We start from the raw sequence: 19,311 nt of genomic DNA on the forward strand, positions 1-19,311 counted from the left end.
AGGTTCCGAGGCCTCGTCTAGGCCTGGGCTCTGGCCTCACCAGCTCCAAGCGAGAATACTGATGAGCAATGGTCACCACGGCGCAGGAGGAGGGGTCCATGGCCAAGCTCATCTACACAGCCATCACATCATTGGACGGCTACATCGAGGATCGCAACGGAAATTTTGACTGGGCCATGCCCGACGAGGAGGTCCACGGCTACGTCAACAATCTGGAACGCGGCAACGGAACCTTCCTGCTCGGACGCCGGATGTACCAGACCATGGCCGTGTGGGAGGAAATCCATGTCCAGAGCGGCCATCCCGAGGTGATGCGTGACTACGCCGCCATTTGGCACGGGGGAGACAAAGTGGTCTATTCCGGGACCCTTGACCATGCCACGACGGAAAGAACCCGGATTGAGCGAGTCTTTGACCCGGAGAATGTCCGCAGAATGAAGGCCGACTCCGCTACCGATCTCTCCGTGGGCGGTGCCCAGCTGGCAGGCGTGGCGCTGCGGGCCGGACTGGTCGATGAAATCCACCTGCTCATCTCGCCCGTCCTTGTCGGCGGAGGGAAACCGGCACTGCCCGAGATCGACGCGACCCGGCTGGAACTGCTGGGACAGCGGGGCTTTGGCAACGGCGTGGTGCATCTCCACTATGCCGTGAGAAACAGCTGAAACTGCTGACCAAAATTCCGGTGTCACAAACGCTTTCCTGGCGGGCAAATCTGGAAGCATGGATGGAGCGCGGAAGCGCTTCCGCGCTACATGAATCCAGCCCAGAAAGCAGCCATGACCCAACAATTTTCCGCCGACGCCCACACACTGTGGTTCGATGCGCCCGCGCAGGAATTTACGCAAGCCCTGCCGCTGGGCAACGGCCGCCTGGGAGTCATGTGTTACGGCGGAATTGGGGGCGGGAAGATTCAGCTCAACGACGCAACGGCCTGGTCCGGTTCCCCGGGAAGTGAGGCGGCCAGCGGGCCCGCGTTACTCGATGGCCCCAAGGTGATCGACCGTGCGCGGCAGGCGTTGGCTGCCGGCGATCATGCGACGGCTGAAGCTGAGCTGGCCACGGTGACCAGAGGGCACACGCAAAGTTACCTCCCGTTTGCCGATGTGCTGCTGGGTCTTGACTTTGGCGAGCAGGACAAGCTGGGTGCCGACCCCGAAGATTACCGCCGCAGCCTGGACCTGCAACGGGCGGTGCACGAACACGGCTACACAGTGGCCGGGCGGACCATCACCGAGCGTGCCTACGTTTCCGCGGCCCACCAGGTGCTGGTGCTGGACATCCAGGTGGCGGGCGAGCCGCTGCCGAACGTCACGGTGTCGCTGGCGAGCCAGCTGCGCGTGGAGGCGACGGAGACTCAGCCCGGTTCACTGAACCTGCAGCTGAGACTCCCCACGAGCGTTGCGCCCAACTACGCCAACCCGCCCACCGGTGTCCAATACGACCAACCCGGCCGTGACTCGATGCGCGGCGCCGTAGTGTTGCGCTGAGAACATGACGGCACGGACCTTGGCACTGCCGCTGGTACGGACGACGCCGGGACGTTGGCTGCCGCTGGTGTCTCCCGGATGCGTCTTCTGGTGTCCACGGGCACCAACTTTGGCGGCTTGGGGTTGCCGCTGAACCCGGCCGAGAACGCCGCCGTGCAGGCGGCCACGACCCTTGCCGCGGCGGCCGCGGCACTGAGCCCTGAGGAACTTTTCAGTTCCCATGTTGCCGCTCACGGGGAGCTATACAACCGTGCTGAACTGGATCTTGGCGAGCCTCACGGCGATCAGGCGCAGCCACTGAATCAGCGCCTGCTCCAGAGCCCGGGGGATCCCGCGCTCGCAGCACTGCTCTTCAACTATGGGCGCTACCTGCTGATCAGCAGCTCCCGGCCGGGCACGCTCCCTGGCAACCTGCAAGGCATCTGGAATGAATCCATGCAGCCGCCGTGGAGTTCCAACTACACCATCAACATCAACACCCAAATGAACTATTGGGCGGCTGAAGGTGCAAATCTGGCCGAATGCCATGAGCCGCTCTTCGATCTGCTGGAGGCACTCGCCGTTGCCGGGCGTGCCACCGCCCGCACCGTCTACGGACTCGATGGCTGGGTGGCCCATCACAACACGGACGCCTGGGCCTTCACCTCGCCGGTGGCGGGCGATACCTCGTGGTCATTTTGGCCCATGGGCGGGGCCTGGCTGGCAACCCATCTTTGGGAACATGTGCGCCACGGCGGCGGCAGCGATTTCGCCGCTCAGCGGGCCTGGCCGGTCATCAAGGGTGCCAGCGAATTCGCCCTGGGGTGGCTGATCCCGCAGGCCGACGGCACACTCGGCACAACACCGTCCACGTCACCGGAAAACCACTTCCGCACCGCGGAGGGTGTCATTGCGGCAGCAAGCCACAGTTCGACGGCGGACCTTGCCATCATCGGACGGCTCTTCCGCGCGGCACTCGAGTTGGCGCCAGAGGGGGAACCCCTGGTGGCCCAGATCCGCAATGCCTTGGGGCGCCTGCCGGCGATTCCAGTGGCACACGATGGCACGGTTCAGGAATGGGCCGAACCCTTTGAGCAGACCGAACCAACTCACAGGCACGTCTCCCACCTGTACTTCGCCTACCCAGGGGAGACGGAGCTGAGCCCCGAACTTGGCGCCGCCGTGTCCAAAACTCTCGACGCCCGGGGCGATGATTCCACGGGATGGTCACTGGCGTGGAAGCTCGCCCTGCGTGCCCGGTTGAAGGACACCGACTCCGTTGACCGGCTGCTACCGCTGATGTTCAGGACGGCCGGTGAGCAGCACAGCCCCCATGCTGGCGGGCTGTACCCGAATATGTTTGCCGCCCATCCGCCGTTCCAGATCGACGGCAACTTTGGCTTCGTAGCCGGTGTTCTGGAGTGTCTCGTGCAAAGCCACGCAGGCCGGATTGACCTGCTGCCGGCTGTGCCCACTCTCTGGCCGGTTGGCACTGCCCGGGGACTCGTGGTGCGCCCCGGACTGGAACTGGATCTTCAATGGTCATCGGAGGGCGGGAAGCAGGCTCTGGTTTCTGCCCGTCTCCGGGCCCGCACACCGGAGACGGCAGGAGAGGTGAAGCTCACCTGGGACGGACGCACCGCCGCAGTGCACGTCAATGAAACGGCCTGGACCGAGCTTGGACCGGTGGACTTCGCCTAGAAGGCTTGGGTGAGAGGTGTCGTGGCCTCCACCCAAGCTTCAGGTGGCTAGCGTTCGACGGCGGTGACCTGCCGTCCGCTGTTGCTCACGGTGACGTCAAAAATGGCGCTGCCGCCGCCCTTGACCGGAATGCTGACTACCGAGAGCTGCCCCTCGGTAGGTTCGAACGCTACGAATTCGACCTCCCTGGACCAGTCGTACTCCGGGCGATCGGAGACAGTGCCCAGAGGGAGCACGGCTCCTTGGCGCACATAGGTGGCCGACTGGAACACCGAGAAGTTTTTGGTGTGCCAGCCCGGGCCGCTGAGCTGCTCACCGGTTTCCAGATGGGTCCAGATGCCCTCCGGTAGGTAGAACTGGACCGAGCCGCTGGGATCCATGACCGGGGCAACGAGCAAATCGGAGCCCAACATGTACTGCCTGTCCAAGCCTGCGCAGCCCGGATCCTGCGGGAATTCCAGGAACATGGGGCGCATCATGGGTGTCCCGGCGGTGTAGGCCTCCTCGGCACTTGCCAGAAGATAGGGCATGAGGCGCATTTTTTGTTCCGTGAAGTGCTTCAGGACTGCGCTGGATTCATCATCCACCAGCCACGGCACCCGGTAGGAGTTGGAACCGTGAAGGCGTGAATGCGAGGACAGGAGGCCAAACGCAATCCACCGCTTGAAGATATCCGGATCCGGGGTGCCCTCGAAGCCGCCGATGTCGTGACTCCAGAAGCCGAAGCCGGAAGAGGCCAGGGACAAACCACCGCGCAGCGACTCGGACATGGCCGCGAACGTTGACTCGCAATCGCCACCCCAGTGGACGGGCATTTTCTGCCCGCCAGCGGTAGCCGATCGGGCGAACAGCACGGCCTGGCCCTGCCCCAGTTCCTTGCTCAGCAGGTCAAAGACCACCTCGTTGTAGAGCTGGGAATAGTAGTTGTGCATGCGCTGCGGGTTGGAGCCGTCATGCCAGCGAACAGTGGTGGGGATGCGCTCACCAAAGTCCGTCTTGAAGGAATCAACGCCCTGCCCCAGCAGGGTGCGCAATTTGTCCTGGTACCAGCGGGTGGCCTCCGGATTGGTGAAGTCCACCAAGGCCATGCCAGCCTGCCACATGTCCCACTGCCACACGGAGCCGTCCTCGTTTTTGACCAGGTACCCCAGCTCCATGCCTTCCTTGAACAGGTAAGAACGTTGGGCGATGTAGGGATTGATCCAGACGCAGACCTTCAGCCCGCGATCGTGCAGCCGGGACAACATGCCTTCGGGGTCCGGGAAGGTGGCCGGATCCCAGATGAAGTCCGACCAGTGGAAGGCCCGCATCCAGTGGCAGTCAAAGTGGAACACGGACAACGGCAACCCCGCTGCTCCATGCCGTCTATGAATTCCATGACGGTTTCTTCGTTGTAGTTGGTGGTGAAGGAGGTCGAAAGCCACAGGCCGTAGGACCATGCCGGGATCCGGGAGGGACGCCCCGTCAGCTCTGTGTAGCGGGCCAAAATGTCCTTGGGGGTATCCCCGTGAATGACAAAGTACTGCATCTTTTGGCCCTCAACGCTGAATTGCGTCCGGGAAACAACCTCCGAGCCAACCTCAAAGGAGACGGCCTCCGGGTGGTTGACGAACACGCCATAGCCGCTGTTGGTGATGTAGAACGGCACGTTCTTGTAAGCGAGATCGCTCGACGTGCCGCCGTCTTCATTCCAGATATCAACGCTCTGGCCATTTTTGATGAAGGCACCAAACCGCTCGCCCAGACCGTACACATTGGTGCCAACGCCAAGTGTCAGTTGCTCGTGGACGTACTCTTTGCCGGCTGCGTCATTGATGATGCCAATGCTGCGGGGAACGGAACTTGTCAACACATGCCCGCCAGCCATGAAGTCAACGCCCCAGGCGCCGTCGGTCTTGATGCGGGCGCTCAAGGCACCGGAGGTGTAGACCGCCTCCTTCTCGCCGAGCGAGATGGCAACCTCGGGGCTCGTATCCGCGACGTCAAAGTGCGGGCCCAGATCCAAGGCGCCCTGAAAATGTTCAATGGTCACGGAAATAACGTCGGGCAGGGGCGAGTCAAAGGTGACAGTGATCTGCGGGCAATTCAGGGCATCGCCACGAGAGTTGATGCGCTGCGTTGGTGCGTAAACGGAAAGTTTGTTGCCCTCGGCCACAACATCGGAAATATCGCGGGGGTTCAGGGCCGTGATGCCAGGACGGTGCATCCAGTAGCCGTCGGTGAACTTCATGAATAAACTCGATTCGTCTTTTGTGAAAGTACTTTGACCCCAAACGGGGGAAGCGTGATGGTGGTGGTTCCGTAGCGTCCTGGCAACTCAACTGAGCAGGTGAGCGAACCGTGGTTGAGTAGGAAAAGTGTGCCGCCGCGCTCAACGGCTTCGACATCCTCGGGCAGGCCCTGCGGTACCGGAACATCAATCCCCGCAGCGCCTACGGCGGCCATGACGAGGGACTCCAGGGCCGGGCTGGGCAGATCCGCGCCCACATACCAGGCTTCGCCGGCGCCCCAGGGGTTTGCCGTCGCGGCAGGCTTCCCCGCCAACCGGCCCCAGCCAAAGTAGGCCAGCGTCCGGGTGTTGGAGCCGTGGACCTCCAGATCCTCCGACCACACCCGCGCCTGGGTGTCATTGGCTTCCAGATGCGCGGCGGGGCTGGTGAGGATCACGGGAACAGGCTCGGCCAGCGGAAGCCATTCCTCACCCGTTACCCCAAGGACATCGGCAAGGATTCCCGGGAACCGGCCCGTGGCCAGCTTGGCGTTCTCATCGGCAACGGCGCTGAACGGGCCCACAAGAATGTGGCCGCCTCCGGACACATAGTCCTTCAAGGCTGTGGCTTGCTCCTGGGCCAGTAAGAACAAGTTCGGCAGCAGGACAAGATCAAAGCGCTCCAATGCCGAACCCGGATGCACCACTTCCACGTTCAATCCGTGCCGCAGCAGGGGCCGGTAGTAGCCGAGCATTTGTTCCATGACCTTCAAGGCGGCCGAGGGCCGGGCCGCCGATTCGGCCGCCCACCAGCTGGACCAATCAAAGAGGATTGCGATCCGGGAAGGCACGCTGCTTCCGGCCAGATGGCCCAATTGTCCCATTTCTGCGCCCAGGGCGGCTGCTTCGCGGAATACGCGCGTCTTGGCTCCCGCCAGCGGAACCACGGCCGAGTGAAACCGCTCTGCACCAAACGCTGATTGCCTGAACTGGAAAAAGCACACACCGTCGGCACCGCGAGCAACGGCAGAAAGCGCGTCAATCCGCAACGCACCGGGTTCCTTGGCCACATTGTGCGGACGCCAATTCACGGCGGAAGTGGCGGACTCCATCAATAGCCAGGGGCGTCCGTCGCCCAGTCCGCGGCACAAATCATGCGTGAGGGCACCAAGTTGCCACGACGCCCTGTCGCCGGGATCGGTGTACCAGTCGTTGGCCACGAAATCCGTTTCGGCGGCCAGGTCAAAGTAGTCCATGCCGTGGAAGAAACCCATTATGTTGGTGGTGATGGGGTGCTTGGAATCATGGCGCCTGATGATGTCCCGTTCGGCCCGATACAGGGACACCAACTGGTCGGAGGTGAATCGCTTGAAGTCCAACTCCTGGCCGGGATTCCCAATGTAGGGAGCTTTTCGAGGTGGCAGAATTTCTTCCCACGTGGAGTACTGCTGTGACCAAAAAGTGGTTCCCCACGCCCGGTTGACCTCGTCAAGGGAGGTGTGGCGGTCCATGAGCCAACGCCTAAACGCGCACGCTGATTCGTCGTCGTAACTAATCTGGCCCAGCTCGTTGCCCACGTGCCACATCGCCACGGCCGGGTGATGCGCATACCGTTCGGCGATCTTTTCGGTGATCGTGGCGGCAGCCTCCCGGTACTTTGCCGAAGAAGGGTTGAATTGGTTGCGGGAACCGTACCAAAGCGTGTGACCGTCGGCATCGACGGGGAGAGTCTGAGGGTACTTTTTTCCCAGCCAGGGCGGTGGAGAAGCCGTAGGGGTGGCGAGACTAACCTTGATGCCGCCGGCGTGGAGCAGGTCCAGGACCTCATCCAGCCAAGCAAAATTCCACCGGCCCTCGGCAGGTTCCAATTGGGCCCAACTGAAAACGCCAACTGTGACCAGATTGATTCCGGCTTCCTGCATGAGTGCAACGTCGTCCGGCCAGCTCTCGCGGGGCCATTGTTCAGGGTTGTAGTCGGCTCCGAAGAGCAGCCCCTCGCGTGGCATGACCGGGGCCAACCCGAGGTGTTGCTTGTTCATGTAAATCCTTTCAGTGCCTGCCGGGGAATCGAAATATCCGCCGCCGTGTTCGATTGAGATGTAAGGTTTTGATTGAAATGCATTATGGATTCCGAAGCGATGCAGTCGAAGCGCTTCGCTAAAATGCGTAGGCTAGGACCGGATTGTGAAGGAGGGTGGCATGGCCACCATGAACGACGTCGCCCGGGTTGCCGGTGTTTCCACCAGCACCGTCTCCTATGTGCTCAGCGGTAAACGGAGCATCTCGCCAGACACCCGCAGCCAGGTGCTCGCAGCGATTGAGAAGCTTGGTTACAGCCCCCATGCCGGCGCGCGGGCCCTGGCCTCGAACAAATCCAACGTCCTGGGCCTTGTGGTTCCGCTGCCGGATGACGTCAACGTCAGTGTTGTCATGCAGTTTGTTGCCGCCGTGGTCACCACGGCACGGACGTTTGAACAGGACGTTCTGCTGCTGACCCAGGATGAGGCCGGCGGGATCGAACGGGTTCTCTCCCAGTCCATCGTGGACGGGCTGGTCATGATGGACATTGAGGCTAAAGACCCCCGCGTCCCTTTGCTGGCCAAATTTCGCAAGCCGGCCGTGCTGATCGGCGTTCCCGACGATGCCCATGGCATCAGCTGCGTTGACTTTGATTTTTCCGCGGCCTCCAAGATGTCCGTCCGCCACCTGGTGGAGTTGGGACATACGAAAATAGCCTTGATCGGTTCCCCTAAGGCGTCCCTTGACCGCCATGCAACTTATGCGGACAGGGTGTTGAAGGGATTTGAAGAGGCCAGCCGCGAGAGCGGCGTCGAATTCGCCAGCAGGGCGTGCGAATCCACACCGGAAGCGCTGCTTGACACCTTGAAGGAACTGCTCAATGGGCCCAGCGCCGCCACGGGACTCATTGTTCACAATGAGTCCCTCATGCCGATCCTGAGAGACACGCTCGCGGGTCTGGGGCTGCAGGTGCCGCAGGACGTCTCGGTGGTGGCGATTGCCCCCACCGACGTTGCCATGGCCAGCACCGCGCCGTGGACAGCCGTCAGCATTCCAGCCCAGGACATTGGCCGGGCCGCCGTCGAGATGGTGATGGAGCGGATGGATTCCGAGAAACCCGCCGAAATCCGTCTGATTGTTCCCTCCCTGGTGCCGCGAACCTCCACGGCGCGCCTGGCCTAAAGTCCTCATTAACCCTTCACTGCACCGATCATGACGCCCTTGGTGAAGTGCTTCTGCACAAAGGGATAGACAAACAAGATGGGAACCATGGCCACAACAATGACGGCCATTTGAAGTGCCAGAGAGGCCGCGACGCCCTGCCCCACAGCGATCTGCCCGGGTACGGAGACGCCCTGCAGGACATAGGAGCGAAGCACAACCTGCAACGGGTTCTTTGAGCTGTCGTTGATGTACAGAACGGCGTTGAAGAAGGCGTTCCAGTACCCCACCCCGTAAAACAGTGCGATGACGGCTGACACTGCCTTGGACATGGGCAGCACGATCTGGCCCAGTATGCGCCATTCGCTGGCCCCGTCAATCCGGGCGCTGTCAAGAATTCCCTTGTCGATCCCCATGAAGAAGCCGCGCAAGATGATGATGTTGAAGACGGAGATGCAGCTCGGCAGGATCAACGCCGCATAGCTGTCGATCATGCCCAAACCGGACACCAACAGGTAGGACGGGATCATGCCGGCCGCAAAGAACATCGTGATCAACAGGACAAACAAGAGTGGGGTGTGCGCCAGTGTGCCCGGTCGGGACAGGCCGTAGGCGCACAACACGGAGACAACCATGCTCAAGATGGTTCCGACGGCAGTGATGCCCACGCTGACCATGATGGCCCGGGTCACTACGCCACCGGTGAAGATCTGCCGGTACGCGTCCCAACTGATTTCGCCCGGGATAATGACAAGCCCGCCGGCGTTGGTGATGGTGGACTGGGAAGAAATGCTTGTCAAAACGATCGTGTAAAGAGGCAACAGAACCGCAAGAACAACAATGATCAGGAATGCGGACTTGCCGGTCTTGGCTACAACTGAGGGCTCTTCTTCCCACGCCGCGCGGCTTGGTGCTTCTTTGCGGAGCCCAGGTGCGCGCTTCTGTGATTTCGTAAAAGTCGTCATGACTTGGAGTACACCCCTGCTTCGCCGAATAGGTGGGCAATCTTGTTGGCCCCGAGAATAAGGACAAGGGAGACAACACCCTTGAGGAGTCCTGCCGCGGCGGCATAACTCCAGTCGCCGTTTTGGACGCCTGTGTAGTAGACGAAGGTATCCAGAACCTCCGAGGCGCCAGCACCAACGGCATCACGTTGCAGGATCAACTGCTCAAAGCCGACGGAGAGTGAATCACCCAGGCGCAGGATCAACAGCAAGATGATGACGGGGCGCAGACCCGGCAAGGTGATGTGCCACATGCGGCTCCACCTGTTGGCGCCATCAACCGCGGCAGCTTCGTACTGGGCCGGATCAATGGCGTTCAGTGCTGCCAGAAAAACGATCATGCCCCACCCCGCGTCCTTCCAGATGGACTGGGAAGTGATCAGGAACAAGAAGGTGTCCGGATTGGTCATGATGTCCAGGCCCTGCCAGCCGTTGGCGAGGAGCATCTGGTTGAGCAGGCCCGCCCCGCCCAGAATCTGCTGGAAGACGGCCACAACCAGAACCCAGGAGAAAAAGTGCGGGAGGTAGACAATGGCCTGGATGGTGGCGCGCAGCGAAGGACGCATCACCGAATTGAGCAGGATCGCCAGAACGATCGGGACCGGAAAAAAGAAGAACAGCTGGAATGCCGTGATCACCAGGGTGTTCTTGACGGCCAACCAGAAACTGGGGTCACTGAGAACGCGTGCGAAGTTGTCCAAGCCAACCCAGGGGCTGTTGGCGATTCCTATATACGGGGAGTAATCCTGGAAAGCAACAATGTTGCCCATGATGGGAACGTAAGCAAACACGGCCAGCAGCACTACAGCCGGCAGGGTCATGATGATCATGGATTTGTCGCGGCGGAACCTGGCCTTCAGGCCCAAGCCGGGGCGCGTCGCCTGGCTGGCGCCACCGGAAGCCTGGGCGTCCGTGGCGGCACCGGCGTCTTTCGTCAATAAAGTAGTCATGGGGTGCTGCTCGCTCACGCGCTCAGGAATCCGGTGTAGAACTCCCGGAGTTCATCGCCGCCGTTCTTCTTCCACTTGGCAATTTCCGCATCAAGATCGCTGAGCTTCTTACGGCCGCGTGCAATATCCATGGCCAGGTCCTCGAACGGCTTGCCGAGTGAACCAAACTTGCTCGGTTCCTCAATTTGAAGGCCAAAGAACTCTCCTTCTTTCACGAAGGGTGCCTGGCGGGCTTCCCATTCGCTGGCTGCTTTCACGAAGCCGGGGTACTGAACCTTGGAATTGACCACGGCAGAGTTGACCAGGAACGCGTAGGTGCTGGTTACCTCCGCGCGGCCCTTGTCCGTTGCTTGTGGGATGTTCTGGCTGTCCCTGGTGTAGTGGACGCCCTCAACTCCGTAGTTGATCAGCTGGTATTCCTCCGTTCCAAACGGGGCAGCCATGTAGTTTGCCAGGGCGAGGATCTCCTCGATCTTGGCCTTGTCGCTGTTCTTCTTAACAAAGCTGAAAATGCTGGCGGGGGAGCCGCGGTACAACGTGGGCTCACCGCCGTCGGCCGCAAAGTAGTCCATGGGGGCCATGTCATATTTGGGGTTGGTGGGCAGCATCCGGCCCAAGGATTCGTGCCAACTGCCTACGCCGTCGGTGGCCATGAGGGAGGCTCCGGATTCGAAGCGAGACTTGGCCTGCTGAAGGTTGCCTGCCACGGCGTCGGGGTGAACGGCGCCCGAGGCAAACAGCTTGGCGATCCATTCGAGGGCCGCGCGGTATTCATCCGTTTCCACCTTGTTGACCAGCGCACCGTCAACAAGCTTCCACTTCGGTACAACGCCGAACATGATCTGCGCACCGTTCCAAGCGTCTTCCGAGCCCCAGCGTTTCTTGGCCGGATCCGTCAGTTCCTTGGCGATGGCGAGGTACTCATCGGCGCTTTTTGGCGCCTCGAGGCCCAACTCCGTGAAGATGTCCTTGCGGTAGAAGAGGGCGTCGGTGATCAGGTTTGAGGGGTAGGGCAGCCCGTAGAGGCCGTCGGCAAAGGCGCTGAACTTCCAAGCCGCCGTGGGGATGTTGGCCAAGTTGGGGTACTTCTTGACCAAGTCGCCGGCCAGGTACGGTGAGAGGTCTTCAAAGATGGTGGTCACGGCCTGGCTGAAACGCGGGGGGAGGTTCCAGGACGGGATGACAACCCAGTCCGGGACATCCTTCGGGGAGGCCAGGACGGTCTGGATCTTGTCGCCGTAGCTATTGCCGTCGTTGACCTGGAAATCGATCGTGGCACCCAGCGCCTCGTTGACGGACTGGTAATAGCCGTTGTTCGCCAGTGCCGGCGGTACCGTCCACCAGGCGGGGGTCATGGCCTTGTAGCTGCCACCCTTGCCCGGGACTTCTGTGACTGACTTGACCAAGGTTGCCGGGATGCTGGTGAACCCGGGTGCGGAACCGTCGACGCTGGCGATTTCCGGAGTGACCAGGTCCATGGGGACGTAGCTGGGAACCACCTTGGCCACGGAATCTGCCAGGCCCAATGATGAGGTCACCTGTGCTTTTCCTGCGCCGTTGCCGCAGGCCGTCAAAACGCCTGCCGTGCTCAGGGCTACAGCTGAAATGCCTGCCAGACCCAAAAATGAGCGGCGGTTGATTGTCTTGGGGCCTGCTGCCTTCGGTGTTTTCGCTTCATGTTTCTTCATGATGTTTCACTCCTTTGTGATGGCCTGTGCCATGCATCCTTGGATTGCGGTGCTGCTCTGAAGTGCTGCTCTGAATCGGCGCTTTTGCCGGTTTCCCAGGCGCCCGGAGGGCGGTGAAAGTGAGGTGAACAAATTGTCGATGCGCTTCGATTGATTTGAGCGTATGGCATGTGGTGTCAGTCACGCAAGAATAACTTGTGCTGTACGTCATATGGCTTTGATGCAAGAATGTATCGAAATCCTGCGCGCAAGCGCTTAAACATTTTCCCTTGTCTCCGAAGGACTAAAGATGACACTGCCTGCATCAATGACGACGACAGAGGCCGCACCCGCATTGGAAGCAAGAAGCCCTGGGGAGTTGCTGGTGCAGTTGACCACGGCGGAAAAGATCGCCATGCTGCATCAGCATTCCCCGGGTGTGGAACGCTTGGGGATTGCCCAATTTCACACCGGTACCGAGGGCGCCCACGGGGTTGCCTGGCTGGGAAAGGCCACCGTATTTCCGCAGCCGGTGGGCCTGGCAGCCACATGGGATGAGGATCTGCTGCGCCGCGTTGGTGAAGCCGTGGCGGTGGAGGTGCGGGCCAAGAAAGCCCGGGACAGCTCCGTCAGTCTGAACGTGTGGGCGCCAGTGGTGAACCCGCTCCGCCATCCCTTGTGGGGCCGCAATGAGGAGGGCTTCTCCGAGGATCCCGTTTTGACAGGTAAATTGGCCTCAGCGTTCTGCCGGGGCTTGCGCGGAAATCATCCAGATGTGTGGCGCACCGTGGCCACCCTCAAGCACTTTTTGGGCTACAACAATGAGGTGGATCGCAACGTCTCTTCCAGCCAGCTGCGAGCCCGGGTGCTGCATGAATACGAGCTTCCCGCATACAGCACGCCCATCGTCGAGGGTGGCGTTGGCGCCGTCATGCTCTCCTACAACCTGGTCAACGGCATGCCCGCCCACGTCTCGGATCTGGTGGCGAAGCACCTGCGCCAGTGGCCGGGCGGTGCAGATTTGACGATTGTGACCGATGCAGGTGCGCCCACGAGTTTGTACGCCGCCGAAAAGTATTTCGCGGATGCGCCGGCCGCCTATGCCGCTGCATTGCTGGCTGGCGTGGACAACTTCACGGACGACGGCGCCGATTCCGCCCCGTCCATTTCCCACCTTGAAGAAGCCCTGGAGCGCGGGCTTATTTCCCTGGATGACGTCGATGCGAGCGTTTTGCGGTTGCTGCGCCTGCGCGCCGCGACCGGAGAGTTTCTCGGCGGAGCCAGGCCGTACCCGGCGGACCCCGCGGCGGGTGAAGCTCACCGACTGTTGGCCCGCGAGGCGGCGGCAAAGTCTGTGGTCTTGCTGGCAAATAGTGCTCCCGCCAGCTCGGGCGGGGCCCAGAAATCGGGTCCCCTCCTGCCGCTGCCGGAAGAACCCGGGCAGCTGGCCGTGATCGGCGCGCTGGGAACCCACGTTCTAACCGATTGGTATAGCGGGACCCCTGAATATTCCATCAGTCTGGCGGAAGGTCTCGGCGAGCTCTATCCCGGCGTATCCGCCGTTGAAGGGCACGATGTGGTGGCGCTGCGCAGTATCCGCACAGGGCTGTATGTGGGCACCGCTGGTGAAAATCATTCGCTGGCCGCAAACTCTGCAACGGCCGGCCACGAACAGCTGTTTGAGCTTCAGGATTGGGGCGGCGGAGAAGTCACGCTGCGTTCAAAAACCAACAGCCTGCTGCTGGCTGCTGGCAACGACGGCTATCTCTACCCGAGTGCCACCAGGGTTGGTGGCTGGATAGTGCAGGAAACGTTCCGCCTGCATCGAGACAGTGACGGTGGCGTGAGGCTGCAGCACGTTGGCACCGGAAAGTGGGTGCACGTGGAGGCCCACACCGGCAGTGCCCTGCTGGTGGCAGGCGCCATCGACGTGGCTGATACCTTCACCCTCAGGGTTCAGGAGAATGGCTTGGAAGCCGCGGCGAGAGCCGCCGCGGAGGCCGCGACCGCCGTCGTGGTGGTGGGAAATGATCCGCACCTGGGTGGGCGGGAAACGCTGGATCGGACCACCCTGGAACTCTCTCAACGGGACCAGGAACTGGTGCGGGTTGTCCGCGAGGCCAACCCCAATACGGTGCTGGTGATCATCTCCTCGTACCCCTACGCCTTGGGTGATTTGGCCAATGTGCCAGCGATTCTGTGGTCATCGCATGCTGGCCAAGAGCTGGGACACGGCCTCGCCGCCGTGATGTCAGGGGCGGCTGAGCCGTACGGCCGCCTGCCGCAAACATGGTTCGCCAAGGATTGCGACCTGCCCGGAATTTTGGATTATGACATCATCAGCGCCGGCGCCACCTACCAGTACTCGACCGCTGAGCCCTTGTATCCAATGGGCCACGGGCTTGGCTACGCGCCGGTTGAGTACAGCGCGATGGAAGTTTCTGATGCGGGAGAGCGTGGGATCGAGGTCTCACTCACCGTTCGCAATGCTGGCACGCGGAACACCGAGGAGCTCGTCCAGATCTACGCGGCTGCGCCGGACCACCGTTTCGAGTTCCCGCGCCGCCTTCTTGTCGGCTATGGCAGGGTTCCGGTAGCTGCGGGCGAACAGCGGCGCGTCATCGTGAGTATCGCGCGTGACCGTCTGGCGACCTTCAGTGTCACAGCCTTGCGCATGCTGACCGAGCCCGGAGAGTACTTTTTCCTGGCCGGGCGCTCCGCCGGCGACCTGCGGCTGACGGCGAGCCTGCTCGTGGACGGTGCCGGAAGCCCTGACCGCCAATCCGGAGCAGAGGTTCGCGCGGAGCATTTCGATGCCGCAGAAGGCCTTGAGCTTGTGCCCGAAACACACCTTGCCGGGACGGCGGTTGCGGTGAGCCCCGGGTGTTTGCTGGCGGTGGCCGAGTATCGGAATTGGGCGGCCGCTCCCGCAGGGCGCGGAACTGTGCGTGTTGCAAGGAGCGACGGCGGACGTGTCTCCTTTGAGCGGGCAGGCGCGGCGGGGACCTGGCTGCCGTGGGTGCAGTTGGAGGTTCCGGCGGGGTGCAACGGTGAGATTGGCTTCGAGCTGCCGTCCCGCGGCGAAACGAAGACGGATATACGCCTGGTCGTCTCCGGGAACGTGGTGGTCTCCGCCTTCCTCCTGGGCTAAATCCAAGAATGGCCAGCCGCTTAGACGGCCAACAGTCCCCACACAAAGTAAGCGGAGCACGCAGCGGAGCCGGCAATCACCACGGCGAATCCGCCCAGCCACAACCACGAGGGCACACCCGTTGACCGGGAGAGGATGTACGCATCGGAGTTGGCCAACTGATTGCGGCGGCGCGTGTGGACGGCGGCCACCTTGAAGAAATCGCGAATCGAACCGACACCCAAGGCGATGCCCAAGGCCAACACGACGTAGCCGACGGTCTCGGCAGTGGCGAACATGACTAGACACTGGGCAATGGCCGCGCTCACCAGGGCCACCATGATTCCGGTGAAATTGCGCAGGAAAATCAAGGCAAACAAAAGCACCAGTGCGCCCACGGATGCTGCGGCTCCGGCCCAGCCCGCGGAGACCGACCATACGAGTGCCAGCCCAACCACGGCCGGTGCCGGGTAACCCCAGAACCCGGACCAGGTCGCGCTGAAACCGCGCCGGCCACTGCTGACCAGTTGGCCTGAATGGTCCAGTCCGATCTTCAGGCCGTGAATAAATCTTCCAGTCATGAGTGCGGCGAACGCATGGCCGAGTTCGTGCACAAACGTCACGTAGAGCCCGAACCAGCGCCACGAAGCCCGAGGAATGCTTAAGACGACCGCGGCGGCGATGATGGCGAGCAGAAAGAGTGCCGAAACGCTCGGAACCTCGGCCTGCGTGAAACCGTTGAGAACCGCCGCCCACCATGTAGCCGCAGCGTTTCCGAGTTGTTCAGGGGCATTGGTCATACCTTGCAGGGTAAACGATGAAGCTGGATGGCCGCGTATCCGCTGAGCGTGAAACACGCTGTCCACGGCCATCTAAACAGGGTTGGCTGGTGACATGGCTAACATCTTGATTCTTGGCGGCACCGCCTGGCTTGGCCGGACGCTGGCCCAGGCGGCGACGTCCGCGGGGCACTCCGTGACCTGCCTGGCCCGCGGCGCTTCCGGCGATTTCCCGGTGGCGGCATCCGGCGTCGTGGTTGACCGAGATTCACCGGACGCCTATGCCGCGGTGGCCGGGCGGGAATGGGACCTCGTGGTGGAGTTGACTCGAATTCCCTCGCACGCCCACGGTGCCCTCGCCGCTGTATCGGAGCGGGCCAGGAACTGGGTGTTTGTTTCTTCCTGCTCCGTCTATGCCGGTCATTCCACCCCGGAGGCCGACGAGGACACCCCGCGGCTCGATCCCCTCGGACGTGACGAGAGGTACACGCCGGAGGTGTACGGTGAGGCAAAATCAGCCTGCGAGATCGCCACCCTGGCAGCCCGCGACAGTGCGGCGCTGCTGATTCGGGCCGGTTTGATTGGCGGACCAGGGGATCCCACGGGCCGAACCACCTACTGGCCGCTGCGTGCGGCGGACGTCCGCGGCCCGGTCGTGACCCCGAGCGATGATGGGCCTCACTATCCACAGCACGTGCAGATCATTGACGTCCGGGATTTGGCCTCGTTCATCTTGAACGCCGGATTGGCTGGGCGGACCGGCGCCGTCAACGCCGTGGGAGCCGCGCTGCCCTTGTGTGAAGCACTGAACACGGCGCGGGAGGCCGCCAACACCAACCCGCAGCTGGCGGAGTATCCCCTGTCCCGCATGGCGGACGACGGCGTTTCCCCCTGGAGCGGGCCGCGGTCCCTGCCGCTGGTGTTGCCTCTCGATCCGGACTACGCCGGCTTTGCGCGCCGTTCCGACGCCCGGGCACTGGCCTGGGGTTTGGTGCGCAGGCCGCTGCTGGAGACGTTCCGCGACATTATTGCCGCCGAGGAACCGTGGACCGGGCGCCAGCTGGGTGCCGGATTGAGTGCCGGTGATGAGGCGGAGCTCCTCGCCGCCTCTTGACAACCCCGCCCCGCCTCGTGCGAGACTGGAAAAGTTCGCATCCCCTCCGTGAGGAAATCCATTGAAGATTTGGTTCGCTTTCGCCTAACTAGCGTCGAAGTAGTTCTCGGCGCCTTCAAAAGCCGAGGAGAACCATGCAGAACACCCATCCCATCTTGCTGTCCCAGTTGGCCTTTTCCTGGCCGGACGGCACCCCCGTATTCACCGATCTAACGACGGTATTTGCCGCCGGGCGCACGGGCCTGGTTGGCCCCAATGGCACGGGAAAGACAGCGTTGTTGCGCCTCATTGCCGGTGAGCTGGCGCCAAACAGCGGCACCTTGGTGACGGCATCGAGCGTTGGCTACCTGCCCCAAAAGCTGACCCTGCGCACGGAACAGAGCGTCACCGAACTGCTGGGCGTCGCCGCCAAACGCCGGGCGCTCGCCGAGGTACTGGCGGGCCGTGAGAAAAACATGAGCGAAAACTTGGAGCTCATCGGTGACGACTGGGATCTCGAGGAGCGCGCCGTGGCCCTGTTGGCCGGCTACGGGCTGCCGGCCGAGGGGCCGGAATTTCTTGACCGAACGCTCGGCACGTTGTCCGGCGGCGAGGCCATGATCACCGCGCTGGCCGGGCTGGAGCTTGCCGCAAGGCCCATCACACTGCTCGATGAACCCACCAACAACCTCGACAGGGCTGCCAGGGAGCGGCTCTACCAAGCGGTCGAGCGGTGGCGCGGCACCTTGGTGGTCGCCACGCATGATCGTGCCCTGCTGGAGCGGGTTGACTCCATCGCCGAGTTGCGTCCGGTCCGCAATCGGGCGTGGGTGGGAGAGCGCGTGCAACTGATTCGGCACGGCGGCAACTGGGACAGCTTTACTGCGGAGCTCCATGCGGAACGCGCAACCGCCCAGCGCATGGTGCGAGACGCCGGTGCTCGATTGGCCGCGGAGAAGCGCCAGCGCATCGAGGCCGAAACGAAGATTGCCCGCCGCGCGAAGCAGGGTCGAAAGGCCGCCGAATCCATCCCGAAAATTCTGGCCAATGAGCTGCGCAAGCGGGCCCAGGAATCAGCCGGGAAAATGCGTGGAACCATGGGGGACCGTGAATCCGAGGCCGCGGCCGCATTGACGGATGCCCGCGATGCGATCCCTGGGGAGACCCGCATCCGCATCGACCTGCCGGACACAGCGGTTCCCGCGGGCAGGACCGTGCTCGACGTGCCGGCAACGGCTGTGGAATTGGGGGAGATGCACGACGCCGGAACCCGGCTTGCGCGCGACTCACGCCTCACGCTGCGCGGACCCGAGCGGGTCATGTTGACGGGTCCCAATGGCGTGGGCAAGACGACGCTGCTCAATGCCTTGGCGTCCACTGCCGCCGTCCCGGTGGGGTATTTGAGGCAGCGGATTGATGCGGGTTCGGATTCCTGGGAGGGCCTTGACGACTCGCTGCCTGTCATCGAGAACGTGCGCGCAGCGGCACGCGATGCCCCGCTGTCAACGGTCCGGGAGCAGCTTGCACGGTTCCACTTCCGCGGGGACCTGGTCAACCAGGCTGTGGGGGAGCTCTCGGGTGGGGAGCGCTTCCGTGTTGCGCTGGCCCGGATCCTCTTGGCCAGGCCGGCGCCCCAGTTGCTGCTTTTGGATGAGCCCACCAACAATCTGGACCTGGCTTCGACGGAACAGCTGGTCTCAGCCCTCTCCGATTACAAGGGTGCGCTCATTGTTTCCAGCCATGACGACGCATTCCTTCAGGCCCTGGCCCCGGAGCGGGAGTGGGAACTTCGCAGGAGCGGGGCCCTTGGCCAGTAACGGCTAGGGTGGAGCCTGTGATCGAGCCAACAAGCACCACCCGCCGTTTTGAACTGACCCTACGCAAACCCTGGCTGGGCTGGTTCCCCAAGCCCACCGTCGTGGTGGATGGTGTGGCCCAGCCGGCCCAGTGGGGCACCCGCAACTGGAAGGTTCCCGGCGAAGACGCTGTCACTGTCAGCATCTTCTTGTTCAACCGGGTGTGGAAGTTCGGAGAAGTGAACTTTACTGTCGAGCCGGGAGCATCCGTGCCGTTGGTCTACTCGGCGCCGTGGCTTCCGTTCCTTCCCGGAAGGCTCCGGAACGCCTCATAAG

The 19,311-nt window shown here is 62.3% G+C and carries 15 protein-coding genes; 8 read left to right on the forward strand and 7 right to left on the reverse strand.

The window, feature by feature from the left end:
- Positions 1–98: 98 nt before the first annotated feature.
- From BLV41_RS17165 to BLV41_RS17175, 3 genes are all read left to right on the forward strand, one after another.
- Positions 99–662 (forward strand): dihydrofolate reductase family protein, encoded by a 564-nt coding sequence (locus BLV41_RS17165; protein WP_074713408.1) that lies wholly within the window; start codon positions 99–101, stop codon positions 660–662.
- 114 nt (positions 663–776) lie between these two features.
- Positions 777–1,487, forward strand: coding sequence for a glycoside hydrolase family 95 protein (locus BLV41_RS17170; RefSeq protein ID WP_170835491.1), 711 nt, complete (start codon positions 777–779; stop codon positions 1,485–1,487).
- A gap of 78 nt (positions 1,488–1,565) precedes the next feature.
- Positions 1,566–3,167, forward strand: coding sequence for a glycosyl hydrolase family 95 catalytic domain-containing protein (locus tag BLV41_RS17175; RefSeq protein ID WP_074712700.1), 1,602 nt, complete (start codon positions 1,566–1,568; stop codon positions 3,165–3,167).
- 47 nt (positions 3,168–3,214) lie between these two features.
- Here the strand turns inward: BLV41_RS17175 and yicI are convergent, their stop codons facing one another.
- From yicI to BLV41_RS17185, 3 genes are read right to left on the reverse strand one after another with little or no spacing between them, the layout of a single operon-like run.
- A complete protein-coding gene (gene yicI, locus BLV41_RS23075) occupies positions 3,215–4,477 on the reverse strand; it encodes an alpha-xylosidase (protein WP_425284279.1) in 1,263 nt (420 codons plus the stop codon).
- Positions 4,384–5,397, reverse strand: coding sequence for a hypothetical protein (locus BLV41_RS23080; RefSeq protein WP_425284280.1), 1,014 nt, complete (start codon positions 5,395–5,397; stop codon positions 4,384–4,386). Before BLV41_RS23080 ends, yicI begins: the two co-directional genes overlap by 94 nt.
- Positions 5,394–7,415 (reverse strand): beta-galactosidase, encoded by a 2,022-nt coding sequence (locus BLV41_RS17185; RefSeq protein WP_074712701.1) that lies wholly within the window; start codon positions 7,413–7,415, stop codon positions 5,394–5,396. Before BLV41_RS17185 ends, BLV41_RS23080 begins: the two co-directional genes overlap by 4 nt.
- Before the next feature lie 160 nt (positions 7,416–7,575).
- Here BLV41_RS17185 and BLV41_RS17190 point away from each other — a divergent pair, with 160 nt between their 5' ends.
- Entirely contained in the window at positions 7,576–8,577 is a 1,002-nt protein-coding gene (locus tag BLV41_RS17190; RefSeq protein WP_074712702.1) for a LacI family DNA-binding transcriptional regulator, read from the forward strand.
- An 8-nt stretch (positions 8,578–8,585) separates the two neighbouring features.
- On the opposite strand, the gene BLV41_RS17195 is transcribed toward BLV41_RS17190, so the two are convergent.
- From BLV41_RS17195 to BLV41_RS17205, 3 genes are read right to left on the reverse strand one after another with little or no spacing between them, the layout of a single operon-like run.
- Positions 8,586–9,521 carry a carbohydrate ABC transporter permease gene (locus BLV41_RS17195; protein ID WP_083360846.1) on the reverse strand — a complete coding sequence of 312 codons (936 nt, stop codon included), beginning with the start codon at positions 9,519–9,521 and terminating at the stop codon, positions 8,586–8,588.
- A complete protein-coding gene (locus tag BLV41_RS17200) occupies positions 9,518–10,510 on the reverse strand; it encodes an ABC transporter permease (RefSeq protein WP_074713410.1) in 993 nt (330 codons plus the stop codon). The genes BLV41_RS17195 and BLV41_RS17200 overlap by 4 nt, the downstream gene beginning before the upstream one ends.
- Before the next feature lie 14 nt (positions 10,511–10,524).
- Positions 10,525–12,198, reverse strand: coding sequence for an extracellular solute-binding protein (locus BLV41_RS17205; RefSeq protein WP_074712703.1), 1,674 nt, complete (start codon positions 12,196–12,198; stop codon positions 10,525–10,527).
- Between the two features lie 289 nt (positions 12,199–12,487).
- On the opposite strand from BLV41_RS17205, the gene BLV41_RS17210 reads away from it, so the two are divergent.
- A complete protein-coding gene (locus tag BLV41_RS17210; RefSeq protein WP_083360847.1) occupies positions 12,488–15,328 on the forward strand; it encodes a beta-glucosidase family protein in 2,841 nt (946 codons plus the stop codon).
- Positions 15,329–15,348: 20 nt separating this feature from the next.
- Here the strand turns inward: BLV41_RS17210 and BLV41_RS17215 are convergent, their stop codons facing one another.
- Positions 15,349–16,107, reverse strand: a complete 759-nt coding sequence (locus tag BLV41_RS17215) for a M50 family metallopeptidase (RefSeq protein WP_074712704.1) — start codon at positions 16,105–16,107, stop codon at positions 15,349–15,351.
- Between the two features lie 94 nt (positions 16,108–16,201).
- Between BLV41_RS17215 and BLV41_RS17220 the strand changes: the two genes are divergently transcribed.
- The 3 genes from BLV41_RS17220 to BLV41_RS17230 all read left to right on the forward strand — a co-directional run bounded on the left by BLV41_RS17220 (position 16,202) and on the right by BLV41_RS17230 (position 19,310).
- A complete protein-coding gene (locus BLV41_RS17220; protein WP_074712705.1) occupies positions 16,202–17,200 on the forward strand; it encodes an NAD-dependent epimerase/dehydratase family protein in 999 nt (332 codons plus the stop codon).
- A gap of 134 nt (positions 17,201–17,334) precedes the next feature.
- Positions 17,335–18,996, forward strand: coding sequence for an ABC-F family ATP-binding cassette domain-containing protein (locus tag BLV41_RS17225; protein ID WP_074712706.1), 1,662 nt, complete (start codon positions 17,335–17,337; stop codon positions 18,994–18,996).
- Positions 18,997–19,013: 17 nt separating this feature from the next.
- The gene (locus BLV41_RS17230) at positions 19,014–19,310 is read left to right on the forward strand and encodes a hypothetical protein (protein ID WP_074713412.1); all 297 of its coding nucleotides are present in this window, start codon (positions 19,014–19,016) and stop codon (positions 19,308–19,310) included.
- Position 19,311: the final 1 nt, after the last annotated feature.

Origin of the sequence: Arthrobacter alpinus (assembly GCF_900105965.1) — a bacterium.
In the GTDB taxonomy this organism is placed as follows: Bacteria; Actinomycetota; Actinomycetes; order Actinomycetales; family Micrococcaceae; genus Specibacter; species Specibacter alpinus.

Bases quoted from the DNA above. Each gene is read 5' to 3' on its own strand.
- yicI (WP_425284279.1), bottom strand. From the start codon at position 4,477: ATGCGGGCCTTCCACTGGTCGGACTTCATCTGGGATCCGGCCACCTTC.
- BLV41_RS17195 (WP_083360846.1), bottom strand. From the start codon at position 9,521: ATGACGACTTTTACGAAATCACAGAAGCGCGCACCTGGGCTCCGCAAA.
- BLV41_RS17205 (WP_074712703.1), bottom strand. From the start codon at position 12,198: ATGAAGAAACATGAAGCGAAAACACCGAAGGCAGCAGGCCCCAAGACA.
- BLV41_RS17210 (WP_083360847.1), top strand. From the start codon at position 12,488: ATGACACTGCCTGCATCAATGACGACGACAGAGGCCGCACCCGCATTG.
- BLV41_RS17225 (WP_074712706.1), top strand. From the start codon at position 17,335: ATGCAGAACACCCATCCCATCTTGCTGTCCCAGTTGGCCTTTTCCTGG.
- BLV41_RS17190 (WP_074712702.1), top strand. From the start codon at position 7,576: ATGGCCACCATGAACGACGTCGCCCGGGTTGCCGGTGTTTCCACCAGC.
- BLV41_RS17200 (WP_074713410.1), bottom strand. From the start codon at position 10,510: ATGACTACTTTATTGACGAAAGACGCCGGTGCCGCCACGGACGCCCAG.
- BLV41_RS17215 (WP_074712704.1), bottom strand. From the start codon at position 16,107: ATGACCAATGCCCCTGAACAACTCGGAAACGCTGCGGCTACATGGTGG.
- BLV41_RS17220 (WP_074712705.1), top strand. From the start codon at position 16,202: ATGGCTAACATCTTGATTCTTGGCGGCACCGCCTGGCTTGGCCGGACG.
- BLV41_RS17175 (WP_074712700.1), top strand. From the start codon at position 1,566: ATGCGTCTTCTGGTGTCCACGGGCACCAACTTTGGCGGCTTGGGGTTG.
- BLV41_RS17165 (WP_074713408.1), top strand. From the start codon at position 99: ATGGCCAAGCTCATCTACACAGCCATCACATCATTGGACGGCTACATC.
- BLV41_RS23080 (WP_425284280.1), bottom strand. From the start codon at position 5,397: ATGAAGTTCACCGACGGCTACTGGATGCACCGTCCTGGCATCACGGCC.
- BLV41_RS17185 (WP_074712701.1), bottom strand. From the start codon at position 7,415: ATGAACAAGCAACACCTCGGGTTGGCCCCGGTCATGCCACGCGAGGGG.
- BLV41_RS17170 (WP_170835491.1), top strand. From the start codon at position 777: ATGACCCAACAATTTTCCGCCGACGCCCACACACTGTGGTTCGATGCG.